The following is a 22348-nucleotide window of genomic DNA, read 5'->3' on the forward strand; positions in this document are numbered from 1 at the left end:
ATTGGCAGAAAATTGGTTTAACTTTTAAAAAATATATAAAAATGGAGGACTAGATTTATGAGCAACACAATATCTAAAAACCTCGCAAGTACAAGAATTGCCACTTTACTTGACGAAGGAAGCTTTGTTGAAATCGGTGGCGCAGTTACAGCAAGAACAACCGACTTTAACATGCAGGAGAAAGAGACTCCGGCTGATGGTGTCATCACAGGTTATGGAGTGATTGATGGCAATTTGGTGTACGTATACAGCCAGGATGCTTCTGTTTTAAAAGGAGCGATCGGAGAGATGCACGCAAAGAAGATTGCCAATATTTATGATATGGCAATGAAGATGGGAGCACCGGTTATTGGTCTTGTAGACTGCGCAGGATTAAGACTTCAAGAGGCAACGGATGCATTGAATGGATTTGGCAGCCTTTATATGAAACAGGCTATGGCATCTGGGGTGATTCCACAGATTACAGCAGTTTTTGGAAAATGCGGTGGTGGACTTGCCGTTGCATCTGCGATGACTGATTTTACTTTTATGGAAAGAAATGGGAAATTATTTTTAAATGCTCCAAATGCAATTGCAGGAAATGAGGTTTCAAAATGTGACACTTCATCTGCAAAATTCCAAAGCGAAGAATCCGGTTTGGTTGATGGAGTTGGAACAGAGGAGGAGATCCTTGGACAGATTCGTTCTTTAGTATGCATGCTTCCAACAAACAATGAAGATGATGCGTCTTATGATGAGTGTCTGGATGATTTGAATCGTGTTTGTGAAGGTATTGACAATGCAGTCGAGGATACTTCTATCGTTCTTGCTTTAGTATCTGATGACAATGTATTCTTTGAGACAAAGAAAGAATACGGAAAAGATATGGTGACCGGTTTTATCCGCTTGAATGGAATGACAATCGGAGCCGTTGCAAATCGCGCGAAGATATATGATGAAGAAGGCAACGCCGTGCAGGAATTTGGCGGAACATTGTCTGTACGCGGATGTAAGAAAGCGGCTGATTTTGTGAACTTCTGTGATGCATTCAATATCCCGGTTGTAACCCTTACAAATGTGACAGGATTTGAGGCGAGCAAATGTTCTGAAAAATCGCTTGCAAGAGAAGCGGCAAAATTAACTTATGCATTTGCAAATGCAACAGTACCAAAAGTAAATTTGATTATTGGAAAAGCATATGGAAGTGCTTATGTGACAATGAACAGCAAATCTATCGGGGCTGATATGGTATACGCATGGCCAACAGCAGAGATTGGAATGATGGATTCGACATTGGCAGCAAAAATTATGTATGCGGATTCGGATGCAGAGACAATCAATGCAAAGGCTTCAGAATACAGAGAGATTCAGTCAAGTCCGATATCTGCGGCAAGACGTGGCTATGTAGACACGATCATTGAACCTGCAGATACAAGAAAATATTTGATAGGTGCATTTGAGATGCTGTTCACAAAGAGAGAAGACCGCCCGGCAAAAAAACACGGAACGGTTTAGTGAGGTGAGGCAAAGTGAAGAAAAGAATGAGCTTAATAGTATGTGTTTTGGCAGCATCGCTTAGTTTTGCAGGGTGTTCCCAGAAAGCAGACACCGAATATGATGAATCTGCAGCACAACAGATAACAGAGACACTTATCACTAGTTTTTCCCAGATGGGAAAAGAAGGGTTTGAGCAATTTAGATCTCTTTCAGACTACCAGCTGGATTACACGATGATGCAGTCAGGACTTCCAATTGAGGGGGATAATTTCCTGTCTATGCTTGATGCGTGGGAGGGAGCTGAAAAAGAGTGTGGCTCTTATGTAAAACATGGTGAATATGAGTTTGAAGCATCCGATAAAGAACTTTCTGTTTCTACATTGGCAGAATATGAAGACAGAGATGCGACGATTGAATTTAAGTTTGATGAAGACTTGAACTTAGAGTCTATGGATGTTTCAGCAAAATACACGACAGCAGAGATTTTAGAAAAAGCAGGATTGAATACGGTATTAGGTATGGGAACAGTATTTGTTGTCTTGATTTTCCTGGCATTTTTGATTTCGTTGATCAAATATATTCCACCATTTGTGGAGAAATTCACAAAGAAGAGTCCGCAGCCGGTTCAGACAGCGACACCTGTAGTTGCAGAGACGGCAGAAGAAGATACAGAGTATGTAGACGATTTGGAATTAGTGGCAGTGATTACAGCTGCAATTGCAGCACAGACAGGCACATCGACAGATGGTTTTGTAGTGCGCTCTATCAGACGTCGCCCGTCAAATAATTGGAATTAAGTAGAAGAATTTAGGAGGAAAATAAAAATGAAAAGCTATACAATCACAGTAAATGGCAATGTATATGATGTAACAGTAGAAGAGAACGGAGCAGCAACACCGGCAGCGGCAGCAGCACCGAGAAAGGCAGCGCCTGCACCGAAGGCACCGGCGGCAGCACCAAAAGCAGCGGGAGCAGCAGGCGGAATCAAAGTAGAAGCAGGAGCAGCAGGTAAAGTATTTAAAGTAGAGGCAAGTGTTGGACAAAAAGTTTCCAAAGGAGATACAGTAATCATTCTGGAAGCAATGAAGATGGAAATTCCGGTTGTAGCTCCGGAAGATGGAACAGTTGCAAGTATTGATGTGGCAGTAGGTGATGCAGTAGAAGCAGGAGCAGTAATGGCTACATTGAACTAGGGGGTCAAAAAATGGAATACATTACAAGTACATTAGGAAACCTCATGGATCAGACGGCATTTTTTAACCTTACAGTAGGAAATTATGTCATGATTCTGGTAGCATGTGTGTTTCTATATTTGGCAATCGCAAAAGGATTTGAGCCACTTTTATTGGTTCCGATCGCCTTTGGTATGCTGTTAGTTAACATTTATCCGGACATTATGATGTCGATTGAAGAATCTTCAAACGGGGTCGGCGGATTATTACATTATTTCTATTTATTAGATGAGTGGGCAATTTTGCCATCTCTGATCTTTATGGGGGTTGGTGCGATGACGGACTTTGGACCATTGATCGCTAACCCAAAGAGTTTCCTTCTCGGTGCCGCAGCGCAGTTTGGTATCTTTGCGGCATACCTTGGAGCAATGGCAATGGGATTCTCTGACAAAGCGGCAGCAGCAATTTCAATCATCGGTGGAGCAGATGGACCGACATCTATTTTCCTTGCCGGAAAATTGCAGCAGACTGCAATTTTAGGACCGATCGCAGTGGCGGCATACTCTTATATGTCACTCGTTCCTATCATTCAGCCTCCGATCATGAAGCTATTGACAACAGAAAAAGAACGTAAAATCAAAATGGAGCAGTTAAGACCTGTTTCCAAACTGGAAAAGATTCTGTTCCCGATTATTATCACAATCGTTGTTTCTTTGATTCTTCCTACAACAGCTCCGCTTGTTGGTATGCTGATGTTAGGTAACCTGTTCAAAGAATCAGGTGTTGTAAGACAGCTGACAGAGACAGCTTCCAATGCGTTGATGTACATCGTAGTTATCTTACTTGGTACTTCGGTTGGTGCTACAACAAGTGCAGAAGCATTCTTAAACTTGGATACAATCAAAATCGTTGTGTTAGGTCTTGTAGCGTTTGCGTTCGGTACGGCGGCAGGTGTACTGTTCGGTAAATTGATGTGTAAGCTGTCGGGCGGAAAAGTAAACCCTCTGATTGGTTCGGCAGGTGTGTCTGCGGTTCCTATGGCAGCCAGAGTTTCTCAGAAAGTCGGTGCAGAGGCGGATCCTACCAACTTCTTGCTGATGCATGCGATGGGACCTAACGTTGCCGGTGTAATCGGTACTGCGGTAGCAGCCGGAACATTTATGGCAATCTTTGGAGTGAAATAAATATGGAGGACAATAGAATGGAAATCACAAAAAAACCAATTAAAATTACAGAAACTATTTTACGTGATGCTCATCAGTCTCTGATTGCGACAAGAATGACAACAGAGCAGATGCTTCCAATCGTAGATAAAATGGATCAGGTAGGTTACCACTCAGTAGAATGCTGGGGGGGAGCTACATTTGATGCATCACTTCGCTTCTTAAAAGAAGATCCATGGGAGAGACTTCGTAAGTTCCGTGATGGATTTAAAAATACAAAATTACAGATGTTATTCCGTGGACAGAATATCTTAGGATACCGTCCATATGCAGATGACGTAGTAGAATACTTCGTTAAAAAATCTGTAGCAAACGGAATTGATATCATCCGTATTTTTGACTGCTTAAATGATATCCGTAATCTTCAGACTGCTGTAAAAGCTGCAGTAGCAGAAAAGGCAGATGCACAGGTAGCACTTTCTTACACATTGGGAGATGCTTATACATTAGATTACTGGATGGATATTGCAAAGAAAATTGAAGACATGGGTGCGACATCAATCTGTATCAAAGATATGGCTGGACTTTTGGTTCCTTATAAAGCAACCGAATTGATTGAAGCGATGAAAGATGCAACAGATCTTCCAATTCAGCTTCACACACACTATACTTCAGGTGTGGCTTCTATGACATATTTGAAAGCAGTTGAAGCGGGAGTAGATGTAATCGATACAGCAATTTCACCATTTGCAATGGGAACATCTCAGCCGGCTACAGAAGTTATGGTGGAGACATTCAAGGGAACACCGTATGACACAGGACTTGATCAGAATCTGTTGGCAGAGATTGCGGATTACTTCAGACCAATTCGTGATGAAGCCTTGGATTCCGGATTGTTAAATCCAAAGAACCTCGGTGTAAATATCAAGACATTGCTTTATCAGGTACCAGGTGGTATGTTGTCGAACCTGACATCTCAGTTAAAGGAACAAGGTGCAGAAGACAAATTCTACGATGTGCTTGAAGAAGTGCCGAGAGTTCGTAAAGATCTTGGCGAGCCACCACTTGTAACACCGTCTTCACAGATCGTTGGTACACAGGCTGTATTTAACGTATTGATGGGTGAACGTTACAAGATGGCTACAAAAGAGACGAAAGATATCTTGAGCGGAAAATACGGAGCAACTGTAAAACCGTTTAACAAAGAAGTTCAAAAGAAATGTATCGGTGATACAGAAGTGATCACATGCCGTCCGGCAGATTTGATTCCGGATGAATTGGATACATTAAAAGGAGAAATGGCACAGTGGTCACAGCAGGATGAAGACGTATTATCATATGCGTTATTCCCACAGGTTGCAACAGACTTCTTTAAATACAGAGAAGCGCAGCAGACAGGTGTTGATCAAACTGTTGCTGATACAGAAAACGGAAGTTATCCGGTCTAAGATAAAAGACGAAAAAGAGGAACTGCAGATAAAAAGCAGTTCCTCTTTTTGCGTGGATTATTCACCTAAGCAGTTCATGTCGTTGATGCCGCAGGTTGTATCCTCGTCCTCGGCGACACAGTTCATATCATTGATACCGCAAGTCGTATCTTCATCTTCTGACAAGCAGTTCATATCGTTAATGCCGCAAGTTGTATCCTCATCTTCTGTAACACCGTTCAAATTTGTGATACTCAAATTGTCTGCCATAATATATTTCCTCCTTTCGCATGGTCGAACATTTATCTGATTTCATTATAGCAAAGCTTGCTGAAATGACAAGCATAAGAAATCTTCTTTTTACAGATTTTATCGAAAAACTATACAATACGCAAAAATTGTACAAAATAAGTGAAGGATCGAGAAAACAGCTTGAACAGTAGATAAGAAATATCTATAATAAATGTAACAGTATTAAAGAAAGGTGTGTGAAATGATGCGAAGTTTGATTAATGAAGAAGTAAAAGCGTTCAAAGTACAGGCTTATCACAACGGGGCATTTGAAGAAATTACCAGGGAAGATATACTTGGGCATTGGTCTGTATTTTTCTTTTATCCGGCAGATTTTACATTTGTATGTCCTACGGAGCTTGGCGATTTACAAGATTTTTATGAAGCATTTCAAGAGTGTGGCTGTGAGATTTATTCCGTATCCATGGATACACATTTTGTGCATAAGGCATGGGCAGACGCATCGGACACGATTAAAAAAATTGAATATCCGATGTTGGCTGATCCGACAGGAGAGCTTGCAAAATTTTTTGGCGTCAGACTCAAGGAAAAAGGTCAGGCACTGAGAGGAACTTTTATTATAAATCCGGATGGAAAAATCAAAGCATATGAAGTACATGATCTTGGAATTGGAAGAAATGCAGAAGAACTTCTCAGAAAAGTTCAGGCAGCTCAATATGTAGAAGAGCACGGAGAACAGGTGTGCCCTGCAAACTGGAAACCGGGAGAAGAAACTTTAATGCCGAGTTTGGATTTGGTTGGAATGCTGTAAAAGGAGTTTTTATGGATCAGATGAAAAAAATTTCGGGACAGAGTAGATTGGTATCAGAAGAATTAAAACAACAGATTGCTCCTTTGTTTCAAAAGATGAGACGAACTGTCGTTTTGCATGCAGTTTTAGACTTCGAAGATGAAAAGAGTCTGGAACTTGGTTCCTTTTTAAAAGCAATTGCCTCTGTGAATGAACAAGTACAGGTGCATTTTTGGGGAAAGAATGAGAATGAAGTTATTTTCCAAGAACTTCATGGAGAACATTTGCCGGTTGTTGGAATTTATGATGAATCGGGAGTATATTCGGGAGCGTGTTTTCATGGAGTGCCGGGAGGAAAAGAGATCAATTCTTTTTTGGCGTCAATTTGTAATGCAGGAGGTGACGGACAGAAACTAGAACGAAAAACAAAAAAAGAAATTGAGAAAATTGATTTTTCGGTTGCAATCAAAATTTTTGTATCCTTATCCTGCCATCACTGCCCACATGTAGTGGCTGCATGCCAAAAGATTGCGATGGAAAGCGACTATGTCACAGCGGACATGTATGATGCAAAATTGTATTCGGATCTCATTGAAAAGTATAAGATTGGGCGTGTTCCAATGACCGTTATCAATGATGAAATTGTCGTGATGGGGCAGAAAACAATTGATGAAATTGTGAAAAGTTTGACAACTATGTAAAGTGTATAAAACTGATAGCTAAATATTATGAGTTTTCTACAAAATTAGTTGTTTTGTGGGAAAAGAGATTGAAATGAGAATTTTTGTGTGATATGATTTTACTAACTTAAGAACGACCATGAGAGAAGAGCGAGGTAAAAAACAACAGAAATGTTGTAGTTTGTCTTGCTCTTTTTTATAGTCAAAGGAGGTAAGTATGTCAAAAACAAAATGGAAGCTTGCAGAGGCATTAAAGAAACTGATGAAAGAGAAAAGCCTTCATAAAATTACGATTCAAGATATTGTGGAAGAAAGTGGACTGACAAGACAGTCGTTCTATTATCATTTTCATGATATTTGTGAAATTATTGAATGGATTTGTAAAAACACTCTTTTAGAAAAGTGTGATGTGGAAGAAAAAACGCCGGATTGTTGGATCTATACACTTTTTGAAAATGCACATGCAGACAGAAATTTTTACAGGAAAGTGATTCAGGAATTTGGTCGGGAATTGTTGGAAAAAGCAGTTATAACTGATGTGGAAGAGCGCATGAAAAGAATGCTCTCTGTTTATAAAATAGAAGAAAATGAAGTGCTCACTTTTCTGACGACATCTCTTTTGAATTATGTGATCATAGTAGCGGAAACGTATGATGATAAGATTGGTCATGAGCAGATCGAACATATTCTTCTGTTTTTGAAAAATGGGATGCAGGAATATTGTCACAATCAGAATAATGTGCAATATGCATAAAAATAAATTTTTAACAATCTAAAACTATACAAAATATATAAAATGTATAATGACAAAAAATAAAAAAGGTGGTAATATGATTACAATAAGTAATGTGAAAAATGCTAAAAAGAAAAAGGAGGATGTATTCACATGGCAAAATATGTAATGGCACTAGATGCAGGAACAACGAGCAACAGATGTATTTTATTTAATGAAAAAGGCGAGATGTGCAGCGTGGCACAACGGGAATTCACGCAGTATTTTCCACAACCTGGATGGGTGGAACATGATGCAGATGAGATTTGGGCAAGCCAGCTTGGCGTAGCTGTGGAAGCAATGAATATGATCGGGGCAACCGCAGAGGAGATCGCAGCAATTGGTATCACAAATCAGAGAGAGACAGCGATTGTGTGGGATAAGAACACAGGGGAACCGGTATATCACGCAATAGTATGGCAGTGTAGAAGAACTTCTGAATATTGCGACTCTTTGAAGGAGAAAGGGCTGACAGAAAAATTCAGAGAAAAGACAGGACTTGTCATCGATGCTTATTTTTCAGCGACAAAGGTAAAATGGATCTTAGATAATGTACCGGGAGCAAGAGAACGGGCGGAAAAAGGAGAGTTATTGTTCGGTACAGTTGAGACATGGCTGATTTGGAAATTGACGAAAGGCGCTGTGCACGTAACAGATTATTCAAATGCGTCACGCACAATGCTCTTTAATATCAACACACTTGAATGGGATGATGAGATTTTAGCAGAATTGGATATTCCAAAATCAATGCTTCCGGAAGCTAAACCTTCAAGTTGTATTTATGGAGAAGCAGATCCATCATTTTTAGGAGGACCAATTCCAATTGCGGGTGCTGCGGGCGACCAGCAGGCTGCTTTGTTCGGACAGACATGTTTTACTGCGGGAGAAGCAAAAAATACATATGGTACGGGATGTTTCTTATTGATGAACACAGGCGAGAAACCTGTTTTTTCAAAGAATGGTCTTGTAACAACAATTGCATGGGGATTAGACGGAAAAGTTAACTATGCGTTGGAAGGTTCCATTTTTGTGGCAGGTGCGGCTGTACAATGGCTTCGTGATGAGATGCGAATCATCGATTCTTCACCGGACTCTGAATATATGGCGAAAAAAGTAAAAGACACAAATGGATGTTACGTAGTACCGGCATTTACTGGTTTGGGAGCTCCGCACTGGGATCAATATGCAAGAGGAACTATTGTAGGAATTACACGTGGTGTTAATAAGTATCATATTATCCGTGCTACTTTGGAATCATTGGCATATCAGGTAAATGATGTTTTAGATGCGATGAAAGCAGATTCGGGAATTTCACTTGCAGCGTTAAAAGTAGATGGAGGAGCAAGCGCAAATGATTTCTTGATGCAGACACAGGCTGATATTATTGATGCGCCGGTTAATCGTCCGCAATGTGTAGAGACAACTGCTATGGGAGCTGCTTATCTTGCAGGTTTGGCAGTTGGATATTGGGCAAACAAAGAGGATGTAATAAAGAACTGGGCGATTGATAAGACGTTCAAACCATCTATTACGGAAGAAGACCGTATGGCTAGAATCAAAGGCTGGAATAAGGCTGTAAAATATGCTTACGGATGGGCAAAAGAAGATTAAGGATTGTGAAAAGTGAAAGGGGGATCTTTATATGTTACCATATATAGCTGAATTTTTAGGAACAATGATGCTGATCTTACTTGGAGATGGTGTTGTAGCCAATGTAACATTGAATAAATCCGGAATGAAAGGTGCGGGTTCGATTCAGATCACATTTGCCTGGGGTCTTGCAGTTATGATACCAGCTTATATTTTTGGAGCGGCTTCCGGTGCATCTTTTAATCCGGCGCTCACGCTGGCACTGGCGATTGATGGAAGCTTTGACTGGGCATTGGTACCAGGATATATTATTGCTCAGTTTGCAGGTGCGTTTGTAGGCGCCTGTCTGGTATATATTTTATTCAAAGAACAGTTCGATGCGACACCGGAACCTGCTGCAAAATTAGGAGCATTTTCTACAAGTCCATCAGTTCCGAATCTTCCACTAAATATTTTGAGCGAAGCAATCGGAACATTCGTATTAGTGTTTGCTATCAAAGGAATCGCAAACGTGGATGGAATTGCAGGTGGATTGGATAAATTCTTAGTATTTGGAATTATTGTATCAGTTGGTATGTCACTAGGTGGGCTTACAGGATATGCCATCAATCCGGCACGTGATATCGGACCTCGTTTGGCACACGCTATACTGCCGATTAAAGGAAAAGGATCTTCTAATTGGGGATATGCAATTGTTCCATTGGTAGGACCGATTATCGGTGCGATTGTGGCAGTGCTTTTGTATGGAGCAATTCCATGGTAAAGATAAGAAAAATTGAATACCGCAAACGATAGGAGAAAAGAGTCAGGCGTTTTAGAATCGGGTAGTGCCCGGGTCTTTGCCTGACTCTGTCTTATTTTAAGTAAATTATAATTAAAAAGGAGATAGAAAAATGTATGATATTATGATTGTAGGTGCAGGTGTTGTAGGCTGCGCAATTGCAAGAGAATTATCAAAGTATCAGGTGAATGCCTGTGTGATTGAAAAGGATGAAGATGTATGTAACGGAACATCGAAGGCGAACAGTGCGATTGCGCATGCCGGATTTGATGCAAAGCCGGGAACACTGAAGGCGAAGCTGAATGTGGAAGGAAATCTAATGATGGAACAATTGTCAAAAGAATTAGATTTTCCGTTTAAACAAACAGGAGCGTTTGTTGTCTGCGTGCGTGAGGAGGATAAACCAAAGTTACAGGAACTGCTTGACAAGGGTGTCAAAAATGGCGTGAAAGGGCTTCGTATCCTAAATAAAGAAGAAGCGCATGAGATGGAACCAAATCTTACAGATCAGGTTGTTGCTGCACTCTATGCACCGACATCCGGAATTGTATGTCCGTTTAATATGACGATCGCCTTTGCGGAAAATGCAGTTGAAAATGGCGTGGAATTTAAACTGAACACAAGTGTAGAGAACATTAGTAAGACGGAGAACGGTTATCTTGTCGAGACGTCGAAAGGAACATTTGAGACAAAAGCGGTTGTGAATGCTGCTGGTGTCTATGCTGATGAAATTCATAATATGGTATCCGAAGATAAGCTGAAAATCGTGGCGAGACGAGGGGATTACTGCCTGTTAGATAAGACGGCGGGAAATCATGTAAGCAGGACAATTTTTCCATTGCCAAATGAATTGGGAAAGGGAGTATTGGTATCTCCGACAGTACATGGTAATCTGATTATAGGACCGACAGCTATGGATGTAGAAGACAAAGAAGCAAACAATGTGAGACAGGAAGGAATTGATTTCCTGATGGAAAAAGCAGGAGAATCTGTTGCAAATCTTCCGATGCGCCAGGTGATCACTTCTTTTGCAGGATTGAGAGCTCGCGAGAGTAAAGGAGACTTTACAATCGGAGAGGCAAGGGATGCGAAAAACTTCTTTGATGCAGCAGGAATTGAATCACCGGGACTTACAAGTGCTCCTGCAATTGGAGTGATGGTTGCAACTATGGTGAAAGATGCACTGCAGCTTCCGGTAAATGAAAAATTCGTGGCACAGAGAAAAGGTGTCTTGAATCCGCAGACACTTTCGAAGGAAGAACGGGCGGCATTGATTAAAGAAAATCCAACATACGGAAACATTATCTGCAGATGTGAAACGGTGACAGAAGGAGAAATTATTGACGCAATTCAGCGTCCTTTGGGAGCACGTTCATTAGATGGTGTGAAACGTCGGACAAGAGCAGGAATGGGACGTTGCCAGTCGGGCTTTTGCTCACCGAAAACGATGGAAATTCTTTCGCGCGAACTTGGAATTGATATGGCGGAAGTGACAAAATCAGGCGGCGAATCAAAAATTATCGTAGGAATCAATAAAGATCATCTGTAGAAAGAGGAGGCATATACATGAAATCATATGATATTGTGATTGTAGGAGGAGGACCGGCAGGACTTGCTGCTGCGGCTTCTGCAAAGGAACACGGAATTGACAGCATCTTAATTTTAGAAAGAGACAAGGAACTTGGTGGTATTTTAAATCAGTGTATTCATAACGGATTTGGACTTCATACATTTAAAGAAGAGTTAACAGGACCTGAGTATGCAGGAAGATTCATAGAAAAAGTGGAAGAACTTGGAATTACATATGAACTTAATACGATGGTGATGGATATTTCAAAAGATAAGGTTGTCACAGCGATGAACCGAGAGGAAGGGCTGTTTGAGATTCAGGCAAAAGCAATTATTTTGGCAATGGGATGCCGCGAACGTCCTCGAGGTGCGCTAAATATTCCGGGGTATCGTCCGGCTGGAATTTTTTCTGCAGGAACGGCGCAAAGACTAGTTAATATGGAAGGATATTTGCCGGGAAGAGAAGTTGTGATATTGGGCTCCGGCGATATTGGACTTATTATGGCAAGAAGAATGACGCTGGAAGGGGCTCATGTGAAAGTGGTTGCAGAGTTAATGCCATATTCCGGCGGGCTGAAAAGAAATATTGTGCAATGTCTGGATGATTATGGAATTCCTTTGAAATTAAGCCATACGGTTATTGATATTGACGGAAAAGAGAGAGTCAAAGGTGTCACACTTGCTCAGGTAGATGAAAAAGGCAAACCGATCAAAGGGACAGAAGAATATATTCCATGTGATACATTGTTGCTGTCAGTTGGACTTATCCCGGAAAATGAACTTTCAAGAGGACTTGATATCGATATGGAACGAGTGACTTCCGGACCGGTAGTAAACGAGAGCCTTGAGACAAGTATGGAAGGTGTTTTTGCATGCGGAAATGTACTTCATGTACATGATCTTGTCGACTTCGTGTCAGAAGAGGCTGCTATGGCAGGGAAAAACGCAGTGAAATACATCAAGGGCGAGCTGGCAGCCGCTGACAAGAAAATTGATCTTGTACCGGAAGATGGTGTTCGATATACAGTTCCGAAATATATCCGTCCGGAAAATATGGATGAGAAACTGACGGTTCGTTTTCGTGTCGGAGGCGTGTTCAAAAATTGTTATATCAGTACATATTTTGATGGGGAACGTATTATGAGAAGAAAACGTCCGGTTGTAGCGCCTGGTGAAATGGAAGAGATCAAACTTACAAAAGAGCAGTTGAGCCAATATCCGGATCTGAAGAAAATAACCATAAAGGTTGAAAAGGAGTAGTGATAAGGATGGAAAAAAGAGAATTGATTTGTATCGGATGTCCTTTGGGATGTATGATTTCGGTGGAATTGGAAGGAAAAGAAGTAAAAAATGTGACAGGAAATACTTGCCCAAGAGGAAAGGTGTATGCGGAGAAAGAAGTAACGAATCCTATGCGGATTGTGACAAGCAGTGTGCGGGTAAGCGGAGGGGATAAAGTGTCGGTCTCCGTAAAAACAAAAAGCGATATTCCAAAGGGGAAAATTTTTGATGTGGTGCGGGACTTGAAAGATGTTGTGGCGAAAGCACCGATAAAAATCGGAGACATATTAGTGAAAGATGTAGCTGAAACAGGGGTAGACATTGTTGCAACTGCAAATGTGAATCAGAAATAGAAATAAAGTCAGGGACGGAGTTTTTGCTTCGTCCCTGATTACGTCTTGAATAAAAAATATAAGTCGTGTATAATGAATTCGCATATTGATAGTAAGATACCGGAGGCAAATTGTGAATAATAAAAACGCAAATGAATTGTTAAATAAAATAGATAAAAATTATGAACAGATGAGTAAAGGACAAAAACTGCTGGCAGATTATATTTTGAAAAATTATGACAAAGCAGTATTTCTTACCGCAGCAAAACTTGGGAAAGTGGTGGGGGTCAGTGAGTCTACTGTTGTCAGATTTGCAACGCAGTTGGGGTATCAAGGGTATCCGGGATTTCAGAAAGCACTAGAAGAGCTTGTGCGGAATAAATTAAATTCGATTCAGCGCATGGAAGTGACGTATGGTCGGATCAGTCAGTCGGAAATTCTGGCATCGGTTCTTCAGTCGGATATTGAAAAAATCAAGCTTACACTTGCCAATATGGATCAGAATGCATTTGAGCTTGCCGTGGACACTATTTTGAATGCAAAACGTATATATGTGGTGGGAATTCGAAGTTGTGCACCGCTGGCTAATTTTCTGAGTTTTTATCTGAATTTGATTTTCGATAATGTGACATCGGTTCACACAAACAGCTCAAGCGAGATTTTTGAACAGCTTATACGGATCGGGGCGGAGGATGTGATTATCGGCATCAGTTTTCCGCGATATTCAATGCGTACGTTGAAGGCGCTGGAATTTGCGAGCAACCGGAAAGCAAAGGTGATCACACTGACAGACAGTGTACATTCTCCAATGACATTATATTCATCCTGCAATCTGATTGCGAGAAGCGATATGGCATCTATTGTAGATTCGCTGGTTGCTCCGTTAAGTGTTGTGAACGCACTTGTGGTGGCATTATGCATGAAAAAACAGAAAGACGTCATTGCCACCCTTGAGACACTGGAACAAATCTGGGATGAATATCAGGTATACAGCAGCGATGAATTGAATCAGGTAGACGATTCGGTGTCGCTTAATTTTAAAGAAAATGAGGAAACGTAGATGAGTAAAGTACTTGTGATAGGAGGCGGTGCGGCAGGAATGTTTGCCGCAATTTTTGCCGCTTATAATGGAAATGAAGTTCATATTTTTGAAAAGAACGAAAAACTTGGAAAGAAGCTGTTTATCACAGGAAAAGGGCGCTGTAATATTACAAATGCAAGTGATATGGATACTTTGTTTGCCTCTGTGGTGACAAACCCTAAATTTTTATACAGTAGTTTTTACGGTTATGACAATCAGAATGTGATTGAATTTTTTGAAAGAATCGGTGTGAGAACAAAGGTTGAGCGTGGGAATAGAGTGTTTCCGGTGTCAGATCACTCGTCGGATGTCATCGGCGCATTGACAAAAGAATTACATCAGCTTGGCGTTTCGATTCATCTGCATACAGAAGTGAAAAGGGTTGTCGGCGAGGGCCGATTTGAATACTTGGAAACGAAGGATGGGAAAAAGATTACGGGAGACGCATGTATTGTTGCGACAGGTGGATTTTCTTATCAGACGACCGGATCGACGGGAGACGGATATCGTTTTGCAGAAGAAACAGGACATCAAGTTACTGATATTATGCCGGCGCTTGTCCCGTTGGAGCTTAAAGAAACCTACGTAAAAGAACTTCAGGGGTTGTCGCTTCGGAATGTGACTGCAGCGATATATGATGGAAAGAAAAAGTTGTATGAAGATTTTGGTGAGATGCTGTTTACGCATTATGGAGTGAGCGGACCTTTGATGCTCAGCGCGAGCAGTTATATCGGAAAACAGTTGAAAAGAAGTGAACTGAAATTGGTTATTGATTTGAAGCCGGCATTGTCTTTTGAACAGCTGGACCAAAGAGTGCTCAGAGACTTTGAAGAGAATAAGAATAAGCAGTTTAAAAATGCTGTTACCAAGCTGTTTCCGGGAAAACTGCTCCCGGTGATGCTTAAGTTAAGCGGTATTGATGTTGAAAAAAAGGTGAATCTGATCTCGAAAGAAGAGCGTCACCAATTTGTGCATTTGATGAAAAATTTTACGTGGACTATCACAAGGCTGAGAGATTTCAACGAAGCGATCATCACAAAGGGCGGAGTGAAGGTGAAAGAGATCAATCCTTCTACAATGGAGTCAAAACTGGTGAGCGGACTTTATTTTGTGGGGGAAGTATTGGATCTGGATGCGCTGACAGGTGGATTTAATTTACAGATTGCATGGTCGACAGCGTATGCAGCGGGAAGCAGCATTTTTTAAAGCAGGAGGAGAAAGAATGGGATATAATATAGCAATTGACGGACCAGCTGGTGCGGGAAAAAGTACAATAGCAAAAAGAGTGGCGAAAGAGTTGGGATATGTATATGTAGATACCGGGGCAATGTACCGGGCGCTTGCAATCTATTTTCTCAATCAGGGGCTTGGCACAGATGACACAGAAAAGATTGCGGAAGCATGCAAGCATGCGGAAGTGACTCTGCAGTATGAGAACGGCGTACAGCAGGTGTATTTGAATGGTGAGAATGTGACTGGTTTTCTGCGGGAAGAAGCTGTCGGAAATATGGCTTCCGTCACATCGGCAATTCCGGAAGTACGGGCACAACTTTTAGAATTACAAAGAGAGATGGCAAGAACAAAAGATGTTGTCATGGACGGAAGGGATATCGGTACAAATGTGCTGCCGAATGCAGAGGTCAAAGTATACTTGACTGCAAGCGTGCAGACAAGGGCGAACAGAAGATATCTGGAGCTGTCAGACAAAGGACAGGAGTGTAGCCTTGAAGATATTGCTCGTGATATCGAAGAACGAGATACAAGAGATATGAACCGCGAAACTGCTCCATTGAGACAGGCGGAAGATGCTGTGTTGATCGACAGTTCCGATATGAGTATTGATGAAGTGGTAGAAGCAATCAAAAATCTTTGCAAATAGAGGTGTTTATGACAAGGCAAGACGGAAAGAGGATGCTGCTTTTTATCCTGCTCATTTTCTGGATGGGACTGATTTTCTTTTTTTCAGCGAAACCAGCGGTACAGTCTGCAAAGATGAGCACCTCGGTAGGAAAAATGATCGGGAGAGTGGTGGTACCGGAATTTGAAGAGTGGAGCGACACGAAACAAGATGCATTTGCAAAGAAGATCGATTTTGCAGTGAGAAAAAGTGCCCATGCATGTGAATATGCAGCGCTTAGTGTATTGTTTTTTGTGAACTATAAAAAGAAGAGCAGAAAGATAAAACAGATAGTGGGAATGAGTGCGCTAAGTACTGCTCTGTATGCAGTGACAGATGAGATTCATCAGTTATTTGTGCCGGGAAGGAGCGGGCAGATTACAGATGTGATCTTAGACAGCTGCGGTGGATTGATCGGAGCGGTTCTGTCGGCAATCATATTATACCTGATAAGAAAGAGGAAAAAAGATGGAAGTTAGACTTGCAAAAACAGCAGGATTTTGTTTTGGGGTAAAAAGAGCTGTGGAGACGGTGTATGAACAGGCTCAAAAACGAAGCGATGTGAAGATATATACTTATGGTCCGATCATCCACAATGAAGAGGTCGTCAAAGATATGCGAAGCAAGGGTGTTGAGGTGATTTATACACAGGAGGAACTGATGCAGCTGCAAAGTGGTGTGGTGATCATTCGCTCTCATGGTGTCGCGAAAGAAATTTATAAAATTTTAGAGGAACGGGGGCTGAGCTGTGTAGATGCAACCTGTCCGTTTGTAAAAAAGATTCACCGTATTGTTGAAAAAGAGAGTATGGAAGGAAAGCATATTGTAATCATAGGTGATGAGTCACATCCGGAGGTGCAGGGAATCAAAGGATGGGCAGAAAATGACGTCACAGTGATTAAAACAGTGGAAGATGCACAAAAATTTCATGTTTCCTCTGATGTAAAAGTGTGTGTTGTATCTCAGACGACATTTAATTACAATAAATTCAAATATTTAGTTGAAATTATTTCTAAAAAGAGTTATGATATAAGTGTTTTAAATACAATTTGCAGTGCAACGAAGGAAAGGCAGGAAGAAGCTGATCAGATTGCAAGAAAAGTGGATGCTATGATCGTAATTGGAGATAAACATAGTTCCAACACGCAAAAGCTATTTGAAATATGTGATAAAGCATGTAACAATACGTACTATATACAGACACTTGACGATTTGAATATGAATCAATTAAAGTCGGTAAAAACGGTAGGTATTACAGCTGGGGCATCAACGCCCAAGAATATAATTGAGGAGGTTCAAAATAATGTCAGAATTAACTTTTGAACAAATGTTAGAAGAGTCTTTTAAAACAATACGTAATGGAGAGGTTGTAGATGGAACTGTCATTGATGTGAAACCAGATGAGATCATCTTGAATATAGGCTACAAAGCAGACGGTATCATTACTCGCAGTGAGTATACAAACGAACCAAATGTTGATTTGACTACAATTGTATCTGTAGGTGATACAATGACAGCAAAAGTATTGAAAGTAAATGACGGCGAAGGACAAGTGTTGTTAACATATAAGAGATTAGCAGCAGAAAAAGGAAATGAAAGATTAAAAGAAGCTTTTGAGAACAAAGAAGTATTGAAAGCGACAGTAGCTCAGATTCTTGGAGGAGGATTAAGTGTTGTTGTTGATGAAGCAAGAGTATTTATTCCTGCAAGTTTAGTGTCTGACACTTACGAAAAAGATCTTAGCAAATATCAAGGTCAGGAGATTGAATTTGTTATCAGCGAATTCAATCCAAGAAGAAACCGTGTGATCGGTGACAGAAGACAACTTTTAGTAGCTGAAAAAGCAGAATTACAGAAAGAATTATTTGCAAAATTAAAAGTCGGAGATGTTGTGGAAGGTACAGTGAAGAATGTTACAGATTTTGGTGCATTCATCGACCTTGGCGGAGTAGATGGATTACTTCACATTTCTGAAATGTCATGGGGAAGAGTAGAGAACCCGAAAAAAGTATTCCAGGTTGGAGATACTGTAAAAGTTCTTGTGAAAGATATTAACGATACAAAAGTTGCATTGAGCTTAAAATTCCCAGAGACAAATCCATGGGCAAATGCTGCCACAGATTTTGCAGTAGGAAAAGAAGTGACAGGAAAAGTTGCAAGAATGACAGATTTCGGTGCATTTGTAGAATTGGCTCCAGGTGTAGATGCATTATTACATGTATCTCAGATTTCGAGAGCACATGTTGAAAAACCTTCAGATGCATTGTCAGTAGGTCAGGAAATTACAGCAAAAGTAGTTGATTTGAACGAAGCAGAGAAAAAGATCAGCTTGAGCATGAAAGCACTTGAGCCTGAGACAGTTGAAGCAGAAGAAGAGACAGCAGAATAAGGATATCAGTAAATGAATAATGTATAAATAGAGACTACTTGTAGTCTCTATTTATTTGCATGTGTTTATGTGAAAAAAATGTCAAAAAATGAAAGGAAGGAATGTGCGAATGGGATTACTAACATTCAAAGGCGGTATCCATCCGAATGATGGGAAAAGTCTTGCAAAAGACAAGGCGATTGTTACAGTGATGCCGAAGGGAGATTTGATTTATCCGCTTTCCCAGCATATTGGTGCACCGGCAAGTCCGATTGTGTCAGTAGGAGACCATGTGCTGAAGGGACAAAAAATTGCGGAAGCAGGGGGCTTTGTTTCTGCTCCGATACATGCTTCGGTATCGGGAACAGTGAAAGCAATTGAGCCACATTTTAATCCAACAGGTTCAAAAGTGAACTGTATTGTTGTAGAAAATGACGGAGAGTATCAAGAAGTAGAATATACTCCGTCGAAACCACTTGATGAGCTTACAAAAGAAGAAATTTCAAATTTGATCGGCGAAGCCGGAATTGTTGGTATGGGTGGTGCAGGTTTCCCGACAAAAGTAAAACTTTCTCCAAAAGAACCTGAAAAAATTGAATATGTGATAGCAAACTGTGCCGAGTGTGAGCCGTATATCACTGCAGATTATCGAAGAATGCTTGAGAATCCGGAAGAACTTGTCAGTGGAATGAAGGTAGTATTAAAGCTGTTTGACAATGCAAAAGGAATCTTTGGAGTGGAAGATAATAAACCAGATTGTATTGCAAAATTAAAGGAACTTACAAAAGATGAGCCTCGTATGGAAGTCCTTGCGCTGAAAACAAAGTATCCACAAGGTGCAGAACGTCAGCTTATTTTTGCAACAACAGGAAGAGCCATTAATTCCAGTATGCTTCCGGCAGACGCAGGATGTGTAGTAGACAATGTTGAGACATTGATTGGAATTCACTATGCAGTGATAGATGAAAGACCGGTTATGGAACGTATCGTAACGGTCAGCGGAGATGGCGTTAAAGCTCCTGGCAACTTTAAAGTGCTGTTTGGAACAAATCAAAGAGAACTTGTAGAGGCTGCGGGAGGATTTTTGGATGAGCCGGAAAAAGTGATTTCGGGGGGACCAATGATGGGATTTGCCATGTTTACGCTGGATACTCCGATCACCAAGACTTCATCCTCTATTCTTTGTCTGACAAAAGATGAAGTTGCTGCAAATGAGCCGAGCGCATGTATTAATTGCGGACGTTGTGTAGAAGTCTGCCCGAGCCGTATTATACCGTCAAGACTGGCTGATTTTGCAGAACATCATAATGAAGAGGCATTTACGAAATGGGAAGGACTTGAATGTGTAGAATGTGGTTCATGTAGTTATGTCTGTCCGGCAAAGCGTCAGTTGAAGCAGGCAATTGGTTCCATGAGAAAAATTGCACTCGCAAACAGAAGAAAAAAATAAGAAAAATAAAGGAAGAGGTGAACTAAGGTGAGTGAACAGTTTAATATATCGTCTTCACCACATATACGTTCCAAGGTTACTACGAGCAATATTATGATGTTGGTAACAATTGCCTTGTTGCCGACAACTATATTCGGTGTATATAACTTTGGATTATCAGCGCTAGGTGTAGTGTTAATAACAACAGGAACAGCGGTGCTGACAGAATATCTTTATCAAAAATTAATGCATAAAAAGGTGACTATCCAGGATTTTAGTGCGGTAGTGACAGGACTTCTGCTGGCACTGAACTTGCCGCCGACAGCACCTTGGTGGATGTGCGTACTCGGAAGCGTGTTTGCTATTTTAGTTGTAAAGCAACTGTTTGGCGGATTGGGACAGAATTTTATGAACCCGGCGCTTGGCGCGAGATGCTTCCTGCTGATTTCGTTTACAGGAAGAATGACAACATTTGTATATGACGGTGTATCCGGTGCGACTCCGCTTGCACAGTTAAAAGCAGGCGAAAGTGTAAACACATTTGATATGCTGATTGGAAATACTGCAGGTACGATTGGTGAGACATCTGTAATTGCGATTATGATCGGGGCTATTTTCCTTCTTTTAATGGGGGTGATTGACCTTAGAATTCCAGGTACATATATTGTGACATTTGTTATTTTTATTATCTTGTTTGGCGGACATGGACTAGACCCACAGTATATCACGGCACATCTTTGCGGTGGAGGTCTGATGCTTGGAGCCTGGTTCATGGCAACGGATTATGTGACGTCGCCGATTACAAAAAAGGGACAGATTGTATATGGTGTCTGTCTTGGATTGCTAACTGGTTTGTTCCGTTTATTTGGCGGTTCGGCAGAAGGTGTGTCTTATGCGATCATCTTTAGTAACCTTTTAGTACCATTGATCGAGAAGGTTACTCTTCCAAAACCGTTTGGTAAAGGAGGAGAAAAATAATGAATAAAATTATTAAAAACACATTGATTCTTACTGCGATAACGTTGATTTCCGGTTTGTTGCTGGGAATGGTCTATGAGATTACAAAAGATCCAATCGCGGCATCTCAGGAGAAAGCAAGACAAGAAGCGTACAAAGCAGTTTTAAAAGAAGCGGATAGCTTTGCAGACTACGCTGATTTTGATGAGAAAGAAGCGGCAAAAGCAGTGAAAGATATTTCAGGATGTACGGTAAATGGAGTTGCAGAAGCAAAAGATAAGTCGGGTGAGACAATCGGCTATGTCGTGACGACGACATCCAGTGAAGGATATGGTGGAGATATTCAGATTTCGGTCGGAATCGGAAATGACGGAGTTGTGGAAGGCGTGGAAATTTTAAGTATCAGCGAGACAGCGGGACTTGGAATGAAAGCGACTGAGGCGAAATTCCGTGATCAGTATGTCGGAAAAACTGTGGAAGCTTTCACAGTTACAAAAACAGGTGCAAGCTCAGACGAAGAAATCGATGCGCTCAGCGGAGCTACAATCACTTCAAATGCGGTGACAAACGCAGTAAATGCAGGACTTGCATATTTTAATCATGTAATAGGAGGTAGTGCAAATGAATAAATGTGTGGAAAGACTTTACAATGGTCTGGTAAAAGAAAATCCTACCTTCGTTTTGATGTTGGGAATGTGTCCTACATTGGCTGTTACAACATCTGCAATCAATGGTGTGGGAATGGGTCTGACGACAACGGTCGTTTTGGTGATGTCAAATATGCTCATTTCTATGCTTCGTAAAATTATTCCGGATTCGGTTAGAATGCCGGCATTTATCGTTGTCGTTGCATCTTTTGTTACAATTGTACAGTTTCTTTTGGAAGGGTTCATTCCGAGTCTTTATGACTCACTTGGACTTTATATTCCATTGATTGTCGTAAACTGTATCATCTTAGGACGTGCAGAAAGCTATGCCTCTAAGAATCCGGTTCTTCCATCTATCTTTGATGGAATCGGTATGGGACTTGGATTTACGATTGGACTGACGAGTATCGGAATTGTCCGTGAAGTAATCGGGGCAGGACAGATTTTTGGGAAACAGATTATGCCGTCTTCCTATGAACCTGTGACTATTTTTATTTTGGCTCCTGGGGCATTTTTTGTTCTGGCAGGGCTTGTTGCAATTCAAAATAAAGTGAAGAGAAATGCAGCAAACAAAGGAAAAGAAACAGTGAAAACCGGATGTGGTGAAGGCTGTGCTTCATGTGGAAACAGTTCATGTGGAGGCAGAATATTTCCAACAGGAAATGAAGAATAGGAGGAGTACAG

At 41.0% G+C, this 22348-nt stretch carries 24 protein-coding genes; 23 read left to right on the plus strand and 1 reads right to left on the minus strand.

Annotation, left to right across the window (positions count from 1 at the left end; all coding sequences use genetic code 11):
* Window positions 1–57: 57 nt before the first annotated feature.
* The 5 genes from AC6I5B_RS08215 to AC6I5B_RS08235 are packed head-to-tail and all read left to right on the plus strand — an operon-like array spanning window position 58 to window position 5259.
* Window positions 58–1494, plus strand: a complete 1437-nt coding sequence (locus AC6I5B_RS08215; RefSeq protein WP_497773728.1) for an acyl-CoA carboxylase subunit beta — start codon at window positions 58–60, stop codon at window positions 1492–1494.
* 26 nt (window positions 1495–1520) lie between these two features.
* A complete protein-coding gene (locus tag AC6I5B_RS08220) occupies window positions 1521–2273 on the plus strand; it encodes an OadG family transporter subunit (RefSeq protein ID WP_004613808.1) in 753 nt (250 codons plus the stop codon).
* Window positions 2274–2300: 27 nt separating this feature from the next.
* On the plus strand, window positions 2301–2669 hold the full coding sequence (locus tag AC6I5B_RS08225; RefSeq protein WP_004613807.1) for a biotin/lipoyl-containing protein: 369 nt from the start codon (window positions 2301–2303) through the stop codon (window positions 2667–2669).
* 11 nt (window positions 2670–2680) lie between these two features.
* Window positions 2681–3832: a sodium ion-translocating decarboxylase subunit beta gene (locus tag AC6I5B_RS08230; RefSeq protein WP_004613806.1), complete on the plus strand. Its 1152-nt coding sequence runs from the start codon at window positions 2681–2683 to the stop codon at window positions 3830–3832.
* A gap of 17 nt (window positions 3833–3849) precedes the next feature.
* Window positions 3850–5259 carry an oxaloacetate decarboxylase subunit alpha gene (locus AC6I5B_RS08235; protein WP_022250408.1) on the plus strand — a complete coding sequence of 470 codons (1410 nt, stop codon included), beginning with the start codon at window positions 3850–3852 and terminating at the stop codon, window positions 5257–5259.
* Window positions 5260–5316: 57 nt separating this feature from the next.
* On the opposite strand, the gene AC6I5B_RS08240 is transcribed toward AC6I5B_RS08235, so the two are convergent.
* Entirely contained in the window at window positions 5317–5508 is a 192-nt protein-coding gene (locus tag AC6I5B_RS08240; protein ID WP_022250407.1) for a hypothetical protein, read from the minus strand.
* 226 nt (window positions 5509–5734) lie between these two features.
* On the opposite strand from AC6I5B_RS08240, the gene ahpC reads away from it, so the two are divergent.
* The 18 genes from ahpC to AC6I5B_RS08330 all read left to right on the plus strand — a co-directional run bounded on the left by ahpC (window position 5735) and on the right by AC6I5B_RS08330 (window position 22337).
* Window positions 5735–6301 carry an alkyl hydroperoxide reductase subunit C gene (ahpC, locus tag AC6I5B_RS08245; RefSeq protein ID WP_071144746.1) on the plus strand — a complete coding sequence of 189 codons (567 nt, stop codon included), beginning with the start codon at window positions 5735–5737 and terminating at the stop codon, window positions 6299–6301.
* A gap of 11 nt (window positions 6302–6312) precedes the next feature.
* A complete protein-coding gene (locus AC6I5B_RS08250) occupies window positions 6313–6981 on the plus strand; it encodes a thioredoxin family protein (RefSeq protein WP_022250405.1) in 669 nt (222 codons plus the stop codon).
* 196 nt (window positions 6982–7177) lie between these two features.
* Window positions 7178–7714: a TetR family transcriptional regulator gene (locus AC6I5B_RS08255; protein WP_118208363.1), complete on the plus strand. Its 537-nt coding sequence runs from the start codon at window positions 7178–7180 to the stop codon at window positions 7712–7714.
* A gap of 132 nt (window positions 7715–7846) precedes the next feature.
* The gene (glpK, locus tag AC6I5B_RS08260; RefSeq protein WP_022250403.1) at window positions 7847–9343 is read left to right on the plus strand and encodes a glycerol kinase GlpK; all 1497 of its coding nucleotides are present in this window, start codon (window positions 7847–7849) and stop codon (window positions 9341–9343) included.
* 31 nt (window positions 9344–9374) lie between these two features.
* Window positions 9375–10085, plus strand: a complete 711-nt coding sequence (locus AC6I5B_RS08265) for an MIP/aquaporin family protein (RefSeq protein ID WP_004613798.1) — start codon at window positions 9375–9377, stop codon at window positions 10083–10085.
* A gap of 130 nt (window positions 10086–10215) precedes the next feature.
* The gene (locus AC6I5B_RS08270) at window positions 10216–11652 is read left to right on the plus strand and encodes an NAD(P)/FAD-dependent oxidoreductase (RefSeq protein WP_144166749.1); all 1437 of its coding nucleotides are present in this window, start codon (window positions 10216–10218) and stop codon (window positions 11650–11652) included.
* Between the two features lie 17 nt (window positions 11653–11669).
* Window positions 11670–12932 (plus strand): NAD(P)/FAD-dependent oxidoreductase, encoded by a 1263-nt coding sequence (locus AC6I5B_RS08275; RefSeq protein ID WP_004613796.1) that lies wholly within the window; start codon window positions 11670–11672, stop codon window positions 12930–12932.
* Between the two features lie 8 nt (window positions 12933–12940).
* A complete protein-coding gene (locus AC6I5B_RS08280) occupies window positions 12941–13306 on the plus strand; it encodes a DUF1667 domain-containing protein (RefSeq protein WP_004613795.1) in 366 nt (121 codons plus the stop codon).
* A 112-nt stretch (window positions 13307–13418) separates the two neighbouring features.
* Entirely contained in the window at window positions 13419–14345 is a 927-nt protein-coding gene (locus AC6I5B_RS08285) for a MurR/RpiR family transcriptional regulator (protein WP_004613793.1), read from the plus strand.
* A complete protein-coding gene (locus tag AC6I5B_RS08290) occupies window positions 14346–15572 on the plus strand; it encodes a BaiN/RdsA family NAD(P)/FAD-dependent oxidoreductase (protein ID WP_004613792.1) in 1227 nt (408 codons plus the stop codon).
* 16 nt (window positions 15573–15588) lie between these two features.
* Window positions 15589–16245: a (d)CMP kinase gene (cmk, locus tag AC6I5B_RS08295; protein ID WP_022250401.1), complete on the plus strand. Its 657-nt coding sequence runs from the start codon at window positions 15589–15591 to the stop codon at window positions 16243–16245.
* A gap of 8 nt (window positions 16246–16253) precedes the next feature.
* Entirely contained in the window at window positions 16254–16742 is a 489-nt protein-coding gene (locus tag AC6I5B_RS08300; protein ID WP_071144249.1) for a VanZ family protein, read from the plus strand.
* The gene (ispH, locus tag AC6I5B_RS08305; protein WP_004613788.1) at window positions 16732–17586 is read left to right on the plus strand and encodes a 4-hydroxy-3-methylbut-2-enyl diphosphate reductase; all 855 of its coding nucleotides are present in this window, start codon (window positions 16732–16734) and stop codon (window positions 17584–17586) included. Before AC6I5B_RS08300 ends, ispH begins: the two co-directional genes overlap by 11 nt.
* The gene (gene rpsA, locus AC6I5B_RS08310; RefSeq protein WP_004613787.1) at window positions 17567–18652 is read left to right on the plus strand and encodes a 30S ribosomal protein S1; all 1086 of its coding nucleotides are present in this window, start codon (window positions 17567–17569) and stop codon (window positions 18650–18652) included. The genes ispH and rpsA overlap by 20 nt, the downstream gene beginning before the upstream one ends.
* Window positions 18653–18761: 109 nt before the next feature.
* Window positions 18762–20081, plus strand: a complete 1320-nt coding sequence (rsxC, locus tag AC6I5B_RS08315; protein WP_497773729.1) for an electron transport complex subunit RsxC — start codon at window positions 18762–18764, stop codon at window positions 20079–20081.
* Window positions 20082–20108: 27 nt separating this feature from the next.
* On the plus strand, window positions 20109–21038 hold the full coding sequence (locus tag AC6I5B_RS08320) for an RnfABCDGE type electron transport complex subunit D (RefSeq protein ID WP_022250398.1): 930 nt from the start codon (window positions 20109–20111) through the stop codon (window positions 21036–21038).
* Window positions 21038–21646, plus strand: a complete 609-nt coding sequence (locus AC6I5B_RS08325; protein ID WP_004613784.1) for an RnfABCDGE type electron transport complex subunit G — start codon at window positions 21038–21040, stop codon at window positions 21644–21646. Before AC6I5B_RS08320 ends, AC6I5B_RS08325 begins: the two co-directional genes overlap by 1 nt.
* Window positions 21639–22337: an RnfABCDGE type electron transport complex subunit E gene (locus AC6I5B_RS08330; RefSeq protein WP_004613783.1), complete on the plus strand. Its 699-nt coding sequence runs from the start codon at window positions 21639–21641 to the stop codon at window positions 22335–22337. The genes AC6I5B_RS08325 and AC6I5B_RS08330 overlap by 8 nt, the downstream gene beginning before the upstream one ends.
* The last annotated feature ends 11 nt before the right edge of the window (window positions 22338–22348 follow it).

The organism is Faecalimonas nexilis (genome assembly GCF_059731825.1).

What these genes read in the sequence shown, in the direction of transcription:
- AC6I5B_RS08215 (WP_497773728.1), top strand. Translation starts at nt 58, where the DNA reads ATGAGCAACACAATATCTAAAAACCTCGCAAGTACAAGAATTGCCACT.
- AC6I5B_RS08220 (WP_004613808.1), top strand. Translation starts at nt 1,521, where the DNA reads ATGAGCTTAATAGTATGTGTTTTGGCAGCATCGCTTAGTTTTGCAGGG.
- AC6I5B_RS08225 (WP_004613807.1), top strand. Translation starts at nt 2,301, where the DNA reads ATGAAAAGCTATACAATCACAGTAAATGGCAATGTATATGATGTAACA.
- AC6I5B_RS08230 (WP_004613806.1), top strand. Translation starts at nt 2,681, where the DNA reads ATGGAATACATTACAAGTACATTAGGAAACCTCATGGATCAGACGGCA.
- AC6I5B_RS08235 (WP_022250408.1), top strand. Translation starts at nt 3,850, where the DNA reads ATGGAAATCACAAAAAAACCAATTAAAATTACAGAAACTATTTTACGT.
- AC6I5B_RS08240 (WP_022250407.1), bottom strand. Translation starts at nt 5,508, where the DNA reads ATGGCAGACAATTTGAGTATCACAAATTTGAACGGTGTTACAGAAGAT.
- ahpC (WP_071144746.1), top strand. Translation starts at nt 5,735, where the DNA reads ATGCGAAGTTTGATTAATGAAGAAGTAAAAGCGTTCAAAGTACAGGCT.
- AC6I5B_RS08250 (WP_022250405.1), top strand. Translation starts at nt 6,313, where the DNA reads ATGGATCAGATGAAAAAAATTTCGGGACAGAGTAGATTGGTATCAGAA.
- AC6I5B_RS08255 (WP_118208363.1), top strand. Translation starts at nt 7,178, where the DNA reads ATGTCAAAAACAAAATGGAAGCTTGCAGAGGCATTAAAGAAACTGATG.
- glpK (WP_022250403.1), top strand. Translation starts at nt 7,847, where the DNA reads ATGGCAAAATATGTAATGGCACTAGATGCAGGAACAACGAGCAACAGA.
- AC6I5B_RS08265 (WP_004613798.1), top strand. Translation starts at nt 9,375, where the DNA reads ATGTTACCATATATAGCTGAATTTTTAGGAACAATGATGCTGATCTTA.
- AC6I5B_RS08270 (WP_144166749.1), top strand. Translation starts at nt 10,216, where the DNA reads ATGTATGATATTATGATTGTAGGTGCAGGTGTTGTAGGCTGCGCAATT.
- AC6I5B_RS08275 (WP_004613796.1), top strand. Translation starts at nt 11,670, where the DNA reads ATGAAATCATATGATATTGTGATTGTAGGAGGAGGACCGGCAGGACTT.
- AC6I5B_RS08280 (WP_004613795.1), top strand. Translation starts at nt 12,941, where the DNA reads ATGGAAAAAAGAGAATTGATTTGTATCGGATGTCCTTTGGGATGTATG.
- AC6I5B_RS08290 (WP_004613792.1), top strand. Translation starts at nt 14,346, where the DNA reads ATGAGTAAAGTACTTGTGATAGGAGGCGGTGCGGCAGGAATGTTTGCC.
- cmk (WP_022250401.1), top strand. Translation starts at nt 15,589, where the DNA reads ATGGGATATAATATAGCAATTGACGGACCAGCTGGTGCGGGAAAAAGT.
- AC6I5B_RS08300 (WP_071144249.1), top strand. Translation starts at nt 16,254, where the DNA reads ATGACAAGGCAAGACGGAAAGAGGATGCTGCTTTTTATCCTGCTCATT.
- ispH (WP_004613788.1), top strand. Translation starts at nt 16,732, where the DNA reads ATGGAAGTTAGACTTGCAAAAACAGCAGGATTTTGTTTTGGGGTAAAA.
- rpsA (WP_004613787.1), top strand. Translation starts at nt 17,567, where the DNA reads ATGTCAGAATTAACTTTTGAACAAATGTTAGAAGAGTCTTTTAAAACA.
- rsxC (WP_497773729.1), top strand. Translation starts at nt 18,762, where the DNA reads ATGGGATTACTAACATTCAAAGGCGGTATCCATCCGAATGATGGGAAA.
- AC6I5B_RS08325 (WP_004613784.1), top strand. Translation starts at nt 21,038, where the DNA reads ATGAATAAAATTATTAAAAACACATTGATTCTTACTGCGATAACGTTG.
- AC6I5B_RS08330 (WP_004613783.1), top strand. Translation starts at nt 21,639, where the DNA reads ATGAATAAATGTGTGGAAAGACTTTACAATGGTCTGGTAAAAGAAAAT.